Annotated in this window: 10 protein-coding genes and 1 pseudogene; 7 read left to right on the top strand and 4 right to left on the bottom strand. The window is 37.1% G+C overall.

The genetic code is table 11. The features are described from left to right. Window positions 1–34: 34 nt before the first annotated feature. The 3 genes and pseudogenes from JG479_RS15650 to JG479_RS15640 all read right to left on the bottom strand — a co-directional run. On the bottom strand, window positions 35–616 hold the full coding sequence (locus JG479_RS15650) for a CBS domain-containing protein (RefSeq protein ID WP_039489108.1): 582 nt from the start codon (window positions 614–616) through the stop codon (window positions 35–37). A gap of 50 nt (window positions 617–666) precedes the next feature. Continuing rightward, a complete protein-coding gene (locus tag JG479_RS15645) occupies window positions 667–978 on the bottom strand; it encodes a hypothetical protein (protein ID WP_033020846.1) in 312 nt (103 codons plus the stop codon). 116 nt (window positions 979–1,094) lie between these two features. Then, a pseudogene (locus JG479_RS15640) lies at window positions 1,095–1,433 on the bottom strand (GreA/GreB family elongation factor); the annotation flags it as partial. Between the two features lie 106 nt (window positions 1,434–1,539). On the opposite strand from JG479_RS15640, the gene gmtY reads away from it, so the two are divergent. From gmtY to JG479_RS15605, 7 genes are all read left to right on the top strand, one after another. Beyond that, the gene (gene gmtY, locus JG479_RS15635) at window positions 1,540–2,859 is read left to right on the top strand and encodes a gamma-mobile-trio recombinase GmtY (protein ID WP_039489106.1); all 1,320 of its coding nucleotides are present in this window, start codon (window positions 1,540–1,542) and stop codon (window positions 2,857–2,859) included. Next, entirely contained in the window at window positions 2,856–5,588 is a 2,733-nt protein-coding gene (gene gmtZ / locus JG479_RS15630) for a gamma-mobile-trio integrase GmtZ (protein ID WP_039489104.1), read from the top strand. The genes gmtY and gmtZ overlap by 4 nt, the downstream gene beginning before the upstream one ends. Beyond that, window positions 5,585–6,196 carry a gamma-mobile-trio protein GmtX gene (gmtX, locus tag JG479_RS15625; protein WP_290294884.1) on the top strand — a complete coding sequence of 204 codons (612 nt, stop codon included), beginning with the start codon at window positions 5,585–5,587 and terminating at the stop codon, window positions 6,194–6,196. Before gmtZ ends, gmtX begins: the two co-directional genes overlap by 4 nt. Before the next feature lie 435 nt (window positions 6,197–6,631). Beyond that, on the top strand, window positions 6,632–7,102 hold the full coding sequence (gene greB / locus JG479_RS15620) for a transcription elongation factor GreB (protein ID WP_039489102.1): 471 nt from the start codon (window positions 6,632–6,634) through the stop codon (window positions 7,100–7,102). A 207-nt stretch (window positions 7,103–7,309) separates the two neighbouring features. Further along, on the top strand, window positions 7,310–8,116 hold the full coding sequence (locus tag JG479_RS15615; RefSeq protein ID WP_182197359.1) for a S1 family peptidase: 807 nt from the start codon (window positions 7,310–7,312) through the stop codon (window positions 8,114–8,116). A 254-nt stretch (window positions 8,117–8,370) separates the two neighbouring features. Continuing rightward, a complete protein-coding gene (locus JG479_RS15610) occupies window positions 8,371–9,618 on the top strand; it encodes a hypothetical protein (RefSeq protein WP_064386707.1) in 1,248 nt (415 codons plus the stop codon). A 590-nt stretch (window positions 9,619–10,208) separates the two neighbouring features. After that, window positions 10,209–10,805, top strand: a complete 597-nt coding sequence (locus JG479_RS15605; protein ID WP_004589546.1) for an HD-GYP domain-containing protein — start codon at window positions 10,209–10,211, stop codon at window positions 10,803–10,805. Window positions 10,806–11,110: 305 nt separating this feature from the next. Here JG479_RS15605 and JG479_RS15600 read toward each other — a convergent pair whose 3' ends face one another. Next, on the bottom strand, window positions 11,111–11,560 hold the full coding sequence (locus tag JG479_RS15600; RefSeq protein WP_052201203.1) for an antitoxin Xre/MbcA/ParS toxin-binding domain-containing protein: 450 nt from the start codon (window positions 11,558–11,560) through the stop codon (window positions 11,111–11,113). Between the last annotated feature and the right edge of the window lie 41 nt (window positions 11,561–11,601).

Genomic DNA, 11,601 nt, shown 5'->3' with positions numbered 1-11,601 from the left:
GTCGGGAGTAAATCAATTCAACTAAAAGAGCGCCCTAGTGAGGGTGCTCAATGTTTTCTAATACTTCACTGAAAGAGTGAGCAATAGGTGAGATATGTACAGGAATATGTAATGTTTTAGCTATTTGGCGAGCTGAAATTAAACCACAAATTTCGTTACTCGCTGTTGTAACTAATAAAAACATTGTGCCCTGATGCTCCATCGTTTGCAGCGCATCACCAATGCATGCGTAGCTTAAGCTTTGCATACTTACACCTGTAAGGCGGTTAACTGGTGTCATAATGTCACGTAAGCTTACTTCGCTTCGTTGCATATTTAAGCGCTCTGCAATAATAGTAATTTTAGAGCTTTGTAAATCGGCGCTAGAAACTAGGCCAATTAATTTTTGGTGTTCGTCTGTTACTAAAACAAAGTCAGATTGTTGTGCACTTACTTGTTTAAGAGCATCTGTAATCGTTGTTCCATGCTCTGCACGAATAGGTGTTTTTTGAGTAAAGTTATTCACCATTTTTAGCGCTGGAGAAGATAAATCGATTAATGGTTGATCATCTGCAAATGTGCTAGCAATAACGCCATGAGAAATATTTTGGGTACGTAATTCTTTAAAGTTAGACATAGTAGTCACCTTAGTAGTTATAAAATTTAATTAAGTTGTAAAATAATGAATTAAATTAAATAGCTAGGTGGTCCGCGTTGGTATGCAGTGCTAAAAGGTCTGTTTAGATTAGTGCTCTTATAAAAAGAATCTACGACATTAGGAAGTGGTTGAGGCGACCTAAAGGTAATAGTGTTAACGTGAGAGTCCACGTCAAAATCGAGGTTTGCTTGGTCAGGAATATCACAAGTAATAAAGTGATTAGATAGTTTAGCGTTATCAAGGTTTACGTCAGTGTTGCTGGCATGCAGCGTCAAACTTACACTCATTAAAAGTGCAAACAATACGGCATTACTAAATATGCGCTGTACTATGTTTGACATAATCACGACCTTAATTAACTGCTTTCAAATTAAACAAATCAACTTGAATAATTCAGTTATAGCTTATTGCTTTAATTTACACAATCAAAAGTTAACATGATCTGAATCAAAACTTTTTATTTCTTTTTTTGGTAATCGATACTGTTTACATACCACTGCTTTTTTCCCTGAGGAGTGGTCACTTCAAATTCGTCGTCCACTTGTTTTTTAATCAACGCACGCGCCATAGGTGAGTCTATTGATATGTAATCTTTACGGTCGTAAATTTCATCAGGACCTACAATTCTGAACTTTTTAACTTCACCTTCTTCGTTTTCAATTTCAACCCATGCACCAAAAAATACTTTTCCATCTTGCACTGGAGAGTAGTCAATAATTTTTAAATCTGGTATGCGCTTGCGTAAGTAGCGTACCCGGCGGTCAATTTGGCGCAGTAAACGCTTATTATACTGATATTATAACCCCACCCAAATATATACTAAAATCACTACTTTAATACTTGTTAGATGATAGAAAAGAGTTAGTATTAAGGAAAAGTAAATATACTATATAATAAAAAGTATGGCATACATCCAAAAAATAAACGTAAAGTATCATGATAAAGAGGCTGGTAGTATTTGTGAGTTACCAGCTCTTTATACAGAGAAAGGTGTCGTGATATCACATATAAGATATCTTGCTTGGTACAGCTCTAAAAGTGAGTCATGGAAAGAGCGCTCTATATTTTCTTTAAAGCTCCTACTCACATATATTGATGTCGTACCAAACTTTGAAAACTCAACTTTATTATTAAAAGGTTTTACTAAAGCACTATTAGTAGGAACAATCGATTACGATAAAATGGATGACGAACTTGGATTGTATTGGAAGGCAAGAAAGCCTAGAGATGCAAATAATATATTATTTCATATAACGCATTACTCTGATTTTTTAGCTTTACAGGAAGGGTTTGACTCATCAAGGATAAACCCCTTCAGAAAAGCAACCAGTTATGAAGAGAGATTAAATTGGTGTGCATATTATCATAAGCACGCAAATGTGTTCCTAAATCATTTATCTAATCAAAATGACGCTGCCTTTAATGCGAAGAGAGTAAGATTCATTGATCGGTTATTAGAGCCTAAAATAAATAATGAAAAAGCGATGAAATTCCCCGATGAGCACTTTGAAAAGCTTCTTTATATTGGAATGGTAAAAGGCTCAACACCAGACTATAAATCTCAAGCTATGACCATGTTATTAAATTATGGTGGATTACGTAAAAGTGAGCTATTTCACCTTTATGTTTCAGATATAACTTTACACCCAATATATCGAGATGAAGCATTAGTTAGGGTCTATCATCCAGAAATAGGCCGCTCACCTGACAGTAGTTTTGCAAATAGGCGAGAATACTTACTCGAAAGCACTTTCTATAAACCAAGAAATACATACCGATTATCAGAAAGACTATATGCGGGTTGGAAGTCACCTTTACTCACAAATAAAGACGGCTATTTTGAAGTGATATTTAACCCGCCTGAAAAAGCAAAAGAATTTTTAATATCTTGGGTTAACTATCTTAAATATCAACGGGTAGAGCCGGCAAAAACAGACACTCACCCATTTGCATTTACCAACTCCACAGGAGCGCCTGAAACGATAAAAAACTTTCAGCGAATTCATAAAAGAGCAGTAAAAAAAATTGGGTTGGAAGTTCAAAAAGAGCTTGGAACTACAGAGCATGGACACAGGCATGCATATGGTTATCGCGCACGACAACTTGGTTTAAGCCAAGTTGAAATTCAAAAAGCAATGCATCATAAGAGCTCTCTATCCTGCTTGGTATATATACAACCAACCTCAGAAGATATTCGTAGTAAGATGAGAGAGATTAAATGAGCAAACTTAAAGGTGACTCGAGCCTTCCATTAAATATACCTGTATCAATAAAAACATTGGGTGAATACAAAGCAATATGCAAAAAAAACGGTATTACTAACTCAAGATTACATTTAGAAAATTACAAAAGCATACCAGGCCTAATTGCACATCCAGAGAGGGTTTTTAAGGATGAGTGGGTGAGCTATAAAGATACATTTGATGTCCCTGATTTTTATTCCTATAAAAAGTTAAAGAGTATTATTAAGCCATTAGCTCTCAAATCACAAAAGGAATACAGGGCATTTGTTAAAAAGCAAGATGACCCTCAAATACCAAATGACCCACAGGGGGTATGGGAAAGTGAATGGGAAAATTGGTTTAAATTTTTAGGTAAAAAAGAGCCTTACAATTTAAAATTTATTGCAAAACCATATATAGCTTGGGCTGTAAAAATAGAAGAATTTATGACCCAAGCATTAGGCGGAGGTTCTAAAAACTCTTTGCTTTGTCGATTCGTTCGAATTTATATAGAAAAACACGATAAAAGCTTAACTCCAGAAGCATTTCTTACAAAGCAAAAGGTTAATATTAGACCCTTAAAGCAAGAATTAGAAAAGTTGAATACCGATAATATGCGGCGTAACTTGATAATTGCAGTGAATGAATTTTTAGACTTTGTAATTACCAACGATCTAACTAGTGAAGATGAGGAGACTGGAGAGATCATTCGTGTAATGGATGCTAGAAATCCTTTATCGCTGCTATCAAATTCAGCAAGTGTGATGTCTCCGCAACGCGCTGAGTCAACTAAACCTTGCTTGCAGTATTACTTTGTTAAAAAGGCCCAAGAGTGGATAATTCCAGCTAATGCAAAAACTTTTAAAGACCTAAAGCATTTGCAAAAATTTGATGCTGATTGGCTGAAAGTATCATCGAAGGAAGTAGATCGAAGTGACCCTGATTGCGTGATAAAAAAGATTGGAGATCAGCTTTATATGTGGTCTCCAATAAATTGGTTGCATACGTTCACTTTAACAAAAGTTCCATTGCGGGGTCGTCAGATTGCATATAATGATTCAGGTGAAGCAGATGATGTAATAGCTAATGTTGATCAAAATGGAAAAATAATTTGGGAAAAAAATAAATCTATTTTTTCGGGGTTAACAAAAAACCAAGCGTTTATTAAAAGAATGCCTGACGAAAACGCAGGGATGTTTATCACTACAAACAAAACAAGTAATAATGGTCAAGGTTATTCAATACCTTGGATACCTGAAGACCTTATTTATTGGTTAGTAAAACTTCGTAAGTGGCAGCAAAAATATAATCCTATAGATAACCCTACGAACTGGTCTAGTTGTAAAAGAACAAATTTAAATGAGTTGCAACTTAAGGCTAAAGGAATAAATTGTTTTTTATTTAGGGCGTATCAGGATATTGAGCCACAAAGTGTTGGTAATTCCCTAACACCAAGGTTAGCTGCCGCACTTTATAATGTTCAACCATCAAATTTAGAGCTTGCAACGCTATCAGGGAAGGAAGCAACGTTAAATCAGTATAAGTCTAAGTATACCCCTCACTCAATGCGTGTGAGCCTTATAACGGCTTATATAATGGAAATGGGGATGCCTATTGAAATAGTTATGAAAGTTGTGGGGCACTCATCAATTGTAATGTCTATTTATTACTGCAAAATTACGCAAGGCGATATTAGAAAGCGATTAGAGCAGGGCGAGAAAGAAGCATTAAAAACGAGGGTTGACGCTACTCAGAGTTTAATTGAACAAAATAAAATAGAGAAAGTAAAAAATGAATTGGTATCAAATAATGAAGAGTTACTAAATTCATTAACAAACTCTATTCCAGCAGGGAACTTCATTTTCAGGGATTATGGTATCTGCCCATATGCCGCAACTCGCTGTGAAGATGGCGGAGAACTTAATGGTAGTGGTACATCATTACGTGTACCGGCTCCATCTGGTTATCTAGGGACGCAAAATTGTCTTCGCTGTCGTCATTTTATTACAGGCCCCGCATTTATTGGTGGGTTGCTATCCATCACTAACGAAATATTATTTCACTCTAACACCCAGTCATCTCAATGCACAAAGTTACAAAGTAAAATTACTATGCTTGAGAAAAGTTTAGACGAATTAGATCGCCGAGAATACGTAGCTAATTTAAAAAATGAAAAAATTGACTTATCAGAGCGTAAAATTCTTGAGTTAAAAATAAGAAAAACTGAGTCAGAATATGAAAGTGCAGCAAAAAAAATGGATATGCTCTTATGTGACTTACAGTCGTCCTACAAGCTAATTAAAATGACACAATCAATAGCTAATCAAAAAGACAGCTTGTCCCTCGTTAAAATGAGTGATTCAGAAATAGAAATATCTTTAGAAGAGACATCTTCATTTGAGCAACTTCAAGAGGTTTGTGAGAATGCAACGATTTATGAGTCGGCCAATGCATCGCATGCCATAATTCCAAGATCTCAACAGTTGGATAAAATGGCTGTATTCAATGAAATATCTCCCGGCTTATTCTTACTCACAGAAGAGCAACAATTGCACGCTGGAAATCAATTAGCGCGCCTTTTAAAGTCTCGTTTAAAAACATGGTCAAAAGTTAGTCGTGTAATTAATTGTGATATTAAGCTCTCCGACCTTCTTGGTGATGAACAGATTTCAAAGTCTGAAATCGAATTTATTAATAAAAATAATACGTTAATTAATAGTGAGTTATGAGTATGTCACCTGAAGATCTACTAACTGAATTACAAAAAGGTTGCTCTACTAAGATTAGTGAAACCCTCGAAGCAATCTATAGGGTTTGTATGGAGCAAAGAAAAAGAGGTGTTGATGACTATTCTATTTCTACAATATCAAAGTTAGGCACTCAACGAGGGGTTCCAAAAGCACAAAGTATTCGTAATAAATCGGGTGAAAAGTATAGAGCACTTATTGCATCATTTGCAGAGAACAGCCCAGTAAAAGATCTTGGTAAGCAAAAGCATCAAGGGTTAGACTGGATAGATGAAATAAACAATCCAAAGCATCGATTACTAGCAAAAATTCAAGCTTCCGAGCTAATTGCGACTCGAAAAAAGCTACAAGAAATTATTCCACCAAACCTTCAAATTGATATTTATGACTACAAGTCTACTGGGCTTGGTTCTGAGCATAAACTATCGAATCAAGAGCGCAGAGCATTAGAATATTTATTATCAAATAGCTTTCAAAGCAAATGGAAATTAACGCCAACGGATTATGGGGAGCTTATTGATGAAAATAAGCATGCTGTTTTTAAAGCGGCTACCCTTGACGCTATAAAAAAAGCTTTAGATTTTTTATAGCCGTAATATCTATAACACACGCTAAAATTTAATTTGCTGTCTGGTTATTATAATCTTTGTAGTTTCAATAAAGGAAAGCTTCATTTGGATAGAAAAATTAAAAGACCCTATAGTTAGGCTTCAAGATAACATTTTCTACTCTCAAGCATTAGCAGCTGAAAAACTAGCAAAGGAGATATAGTACCGATTGGTCCAGTCATAGAATTTTATGAAGGTGGGTAGTCTTCGTCACCAAACTCAAAATAGACTGACTTAGAAGTAGAAGATCTTGAATACCTCATATCTAAAGAGTTTATGCGCCGAGCAGGTTTGGAAGTGGGGCCAAACGGTAGTATATTATCAAGTAATGATAAAGATAACTTTCTCCCGGTTGCAACTTTAGATGCTGTTAAAAAAGCATTGCAGTATTTGTAATATTGGGATGGGGCAAACTAATTGTATACCAATCTAATAACGCGTGAAGGATTAGACAAGCTAAATAAAGAGCTTAATTACCTTTGGCGCGACTACAGACCTGAAATAACAAAAAAAGTAGCTTGGGCTGCTAGCCTTGGCGATCGTTCAGATAATGCCGATTATAAAGAAAATAAAAGATTACTTAGACAGATAGATTCTCGAATTAGGTTCCTTAGAAAGCGCATCGAAGCAGTCAAAGTTATTGACTACTCTCCTCAACAAGTCGGCAAGGTTTTCTTTGGGGCATGGGTAGAGGTTGAAAATGATAATGGTGAAACAAAAGCTTTTCGCATAGTTGGCCCTGATGAGATCTATGGTCGTAACGATTACATTTCTATTGACTCTCCTATGGCCAGAGCGATGCTAAAAAAGGAAGTTGATGATGATTTTCAAGTTAAAACGCCAGTAGGGATAAAAGAGTGGTTTATTAACAAAATTGAGTATAAGTAAAGAGCTAGTACAGCTTATGCAACAACTAACTTGAAAAACTCCGAAAGAGAGTATTTATATTTCAGCCTTCTGAGCTTTAGTCATCAAAATCTCTTTTGGTATAAAGACGGTTAGTCTGCTTAGAGCGAATTGCAGACGGTCGAATTAGTTGCCTTCTCCTAGCTTGCAAGGTAGCCTGTAAAGCATTCATAAAAACATGGACGCACTATGAAAGCTTTCTTTTTCATTTTTCTATTTGTCTTTTCTATTAGCTGTCTCGCTGTTGTAAAAAGGCATGATATTCCCCCTGAGAATTATGTGTCGAAAGAAGCTCCTAACTTCTTAGTGGATATGCCTCATGAAGGGCATGGCGCTTTAATTAACCCAAGGTGGGTTGTAACTGTCGCGCATACCATTTTTTATAATTATATTGGTAAAAGTTTAAGGGTTGGATCAAATACATATCAAATTGAAAAAGTGTACATACATCCTGAATTTGAAAAACCTAGCGAAAGTTTGTTGAAAGGAAATTTAGCGCCTTTAATGAGTTTTTTTAAAGCAAGAAGTGATATTGCATTAATCAAATTAACTTCGCCTGTGAGCGATGTATTACCGATTACTCTTTACACAAACACAAAAGAACAAGGAAAAACAGTTACAGTTTTTGGTAGAGGTGCCACAGGTAATGGGCTTATTGGCGAAGAGTCTGAGACTAAATCTTTGAAACAGCTGAATCACTTCCAAAATATTATCGAAAATGCAGAAACTAATTGGCTGACATTCAGGTTTGATAAGGCACCTAATGGATTACCTCTAGAGGGAATGCACGCTTCAGGTGATAGTGGTGGAGCCTCTGTCATTTATCAGGGTGGTATACCCTTTCTTGTAGGGCTTTCAAGTTGGCAATTAGCGCATGGCGATATTTCTGATTTTAAGGGTGGGTTATATGGTACAACTGCATATCAAGTGAGAATTTCCAATTATAGTAAGTGGATTAAGGATGTATTAGCTAGCGAACCAAAAACTGTCAATTAGCGTCTGTTTTGGGACTGTAATGAAGTTCGACCTAGAGCGAGAAGCGGACGGTCGTTTAAGCTCGTTCTTGGACAATTTTGAGTTACATAGGTTGTTAAATTAACTCAGTTAGAATTAGGTGATGTATTGAATAAGCGGCTCGCCACGGCGGACTTTCTGGCAGTGTGGATGATGTGCAACGCAAGCAAACTCTGTTGGTTATGACGGGTTTCATAGGGTAAGCTAGTACATAACCTACTGACTGAGAAATATTTATGGACACAATAAAGAGCAAAGCTAGAAGGCAACCTCCATACAAATCCATTTGGTTTTGGGTGTTGCCATTTTTCACTCTAATTGTAGTGTTGACATTGGTCTCTATGGCTCAAAATGTCTCTGGCTTCTCTGAGGGGCTAAAACATACATTAGAAACCTATCGGATACCGCTGGCTTCTGTTGTTTTTTGTGTTACGACATTAATTCAATGGTTGATAGCTCACAACTCAAATAAGCCATCCGAATTAGAGGAGCAGCAAGTAATAAATAGACACCTTAGAGATGAGTATGATGTTAGTGAGCGTCTTTTAATTAAGCAGTTTGGTAAATTATCCTCTGACCGTGCATTTACTTTTATTTCAACAGATGACTTGCCAGCAATTCACTCAAAGGTGTATGCGGAAGACCGTCTAATTAAACGTGGTAAACTAAGTGTCTGTGATGAAGCGATACGAGCCATTGACTACTACTTTCGGAATACCGAAAGGCTACTAGAAGAAGCTCTAAACCTATTGCAAAACGAAGAAGCCAAAGAAACGCCGAACAGGCACATCAAAGAAAGTCTGATCATCCAGCTAATTCAGTATTTAAATCAATGTGCACTAACACTGCATTATGAAATTGGGATGAGGGTGATTAATTTGGATAGCTCAGATATAAATACCTACCGAGATGCTTTTTTCGAAACACTCCATCTAACAAACTTCTTAGGTGGAGAGTTATCCCCCATAGTGAATCAAGTGGTTGAAACCCCATCAACTGAAAAATCCAACTCACAAGAGGATATACTGAACATGTTTGTTGCTGCCCATGAAATAGCGGAGAGTTTAGTGACCAGTAGTGAAGGGGCTACATTTGGTGGCCTGTATAGAAGCATCCAGCTAAGGTCGATCATCAAACAAGCGCAGGGTTCTCCTTTATACCTATTAGCTTGTCAGGTTATTCAAGATATTGTTCTTGAACCACTACTAGGCGAAAGCGATAAAATAGGCGCTGTGGAGGTTGATGACAACTATCCAAAATATGACATATACAACCAAGCTGGAGAGAAGAAGCTAACTCTCGGTTACAAAGAGGTAGATGAGAACACTCTTACCCTCATCCTGAGCGGTGAAGGTGAGAACATAAAAACAACTGTAAGGTTTGTCGATTCGGAAAAGAAAAGGTTCGAAGTAGATAGGGACATGGGGGGGCGCTTTACCCTTGAGTGTAAAAAAGCTATTAACCGGCACTTAGTTATTGAATAGCTATCAACTTGACGGACTGCAGTGGATGAGTAAGTTTGACCATATAGCTAGAGTTTTTGTCATAAGGTAAAGTAAGTCAAATACTAAACTGAATGCTGTGTAGAAAAACTAACGTAAAACACAATGGGGTAGAAAAGAGTTGGACTGCCGAGCTTTCATTAGATACCAACTTATAATCTTAAAGTACAAAACGGAAGTAAACTTCCGGTTTCTAACCCAATATTGCTATATTTCGGAAGCAAACTTCCGTTTATAGGAATTCAAAGGCAGTTATCGGAAATATACTTCTGTTTTTGAAAGCCTTAACTTAGATAGATATATGAGCCACTTTTCGGGGGGCTTATTTGAGCGATAACCGGTCATTGAGGATGGCTAAATTTAGGGCTAATTAATAGATAAAGTTGTGTCGTTTATTCATATAGTCAAGCAAACGAGCAACGCGTATATCCTACATTTAAATTTATTTAAAATCTTGAAATACCCTCGGTTATTTGTTGGAATGTGGATAGATGAGCTTGAAGTCAGCAAAAATATGCGTGATGAGCGCACTATTAAATTGTTAGGCGTTGCTGAACAAGGAGAGATATTCAATGGCTTTTGCCCTCGCACCAGATCAAGAAAATGCTTACCCATCACTCATTACGGCATTGTGCGCGCGCGATGCGTATACTAGAGGCCATTGTGACCGCGTCTGTGCGCTTGCGTTGGAAGTGGGGCGTGCGGCCGATTTGAGTGCCCCCTCATTAGATGACTTGCGTATTGCCAGTCAATTACACGACGTGGGTAAGATTGGAGTTCGTGATACTGTTCTCTCGAAGCCTGGAAAGCTCACACCTGATGAAAGGGAAGAGATAAAGGCTCACTCGGTTATCGGTGAGAGAATAATTAGTGAGACATTCCTGACAAACAGAGACGAGGTCGCGTCTATTGTCAGACATCATCATGAAGCATTTGATGGAAGCGGATACCCAGACGGACTGGCTGGTGCCGATATTCCCCTGAGTAGTCGAATACTTTCGATCATTGATGCGTATGATGCACTGACGACTAGCAGGCCATACCGCATGGCTAAATCGCACCTTGAAACTATGAATATCTTGAAGCATGAAGTGGACACGAAGTTTGATCCAAATATTTTTTTGTTGTTTACAAAAGTCATAAAGGCCAGTTCGGCACGTGCCTCGTAAACGCTCGTTCCTAGAATACGGTGAACGCTGCCTAAAAAGTCTCTGCAGATGACATTTGATCCGCCACCCACTTTTTTGCTAACGCAAAAGCAGGCGTTGTCTCAAATGCACCTGAGCTCAGGCGTTGCTAATGTCTGCAAATGGCACAAATGCGACTATCAGAGAAAATTGAGTCATTAATAAGCTCAAATCAACGTTTTAATCTCTAAAGTGATAGCTTCTTGTTAAGTTAAGAAAAGGATAGAACTTGGTTTCATGTTGGCAGTCTGTTGATCGTGCGCTTTACGTCCTAAGACACTTTACTCTTAGGCGTTATAGCCATATTTGAGCCTGTTTACGGTATTTTTAATTAATTCACGGCCAGCTATTGTATCTATAAATGTTAAAGGTTTTTTAGAGTCGAATTGGAGTGACGAGGTATTTAACCAAATATTAAGACGTTCTATATTTTCAAAGTAATCAAGACAAAAAGAGCAGACTTTTGCAATTTCAAATGCATTTTCACTTAAAGTGGTATTTAAGGGCTTTAATTCTTTTTTATAGCGTACATATGAGCTCTTGCTAGTTCTAATAGCTGAAGAAAATGCTCGTATATCCCAGCCTAACTCTATCCTTAGACGCTCAGCATTTTTGATATATACACCTTGATGTATAAAGTTAATTTGCTCTAGGTGACTTGAACTTTCACTGATCTTTCTATTGGTTAAAATCTCTATAAAGTCTATTTTTTTATGAATTTCAGAGAAGCTATACATAGCAACACCTTAAATTAAGTTATATTTCCTCGTGTAACTGA

The sequence above is a fragment of the Pseudoalteromonas sp. LC2018020214 genome (genome assembly GCF_016598755.1).
In the GTDB taxonomy this organism is placed as follows: Bacteria; Pseudomonadota; Gammaproteobacteria; order Enterobacterales; family Alteromonadaceae; genus Pseudoalteromonas; species Pseudoalteromonas distincta.
The sequence above is the reverse complement of the archived record's forward strand: the minus strand, read 5'-3'. Positions and strand labels throughout refer to the sequence as shown.

Excerpts from the sequence above, each read along its gene's own strand:
- JG479_RS15650 (WP_039489108.1), bottom strand. The coding sequence starts at position 616 with ATGTCTAACTTTAAAGAATTACGTACCCAAAATATTTCTCATGGCGTT.
- JG479_RS15645 (WP_033020846.1), bottom strand. The coding sequence starts at position 978 with ATGTCAAACATAGTACAGCGCATATTTAGTAATGCCGTATTGTTTGCA.
- gmtY (WP_039489106.1), top strand. The coding sequence starts at position 1,540 with ATGGCATACATCCAAAAAATAAACGTAAAGTATCATGATAAAGAGGCT.
- gmtZ (WP_039489104.1), top strand. The coding sequence starts at position 2,856 with ATGAGCAAACTTAAAGGTGACTCGAGCCTTCCATTAAATATACCTGTA.
- gmtX (WP_290294884.1), top strand. The coding sequence starts at position 5,585 with ATGAGTATGTCACCTGAAGATCTACTAACTGAATTACAAAAAGGTTGC.
- JG479_RS15615 (WP_182197359.1), top strand. The coding sequence starts at position 7,310 with ATGAAAGCTTTCTTTTTCATTTTTCTATTTGTCTTTTCTATTAGCTGT.
- JG479_RS15610 (WP_064386707.1), top strand. The coding sequence starts at position 8,371 with ATGGACACAATAAAGAGCAAAGCTAGAAGGCAACCTCCATACAAATCC.
- JG479_RS15605 (WP_004589546.1), top strand. The coding sequence starts at position 10,209 with ATGGCTTTTGCCCTCGCACCAGATCAAGAAAATGCTTACCCATCACTC.
- JG479_RS15600 (WP_052201203.1), bottom strand. The coding sequence starts at position 11,560 with ATGTATAGCTTCTCTGAAATTCATAAAAAAATAGACTTTATAGAGATT.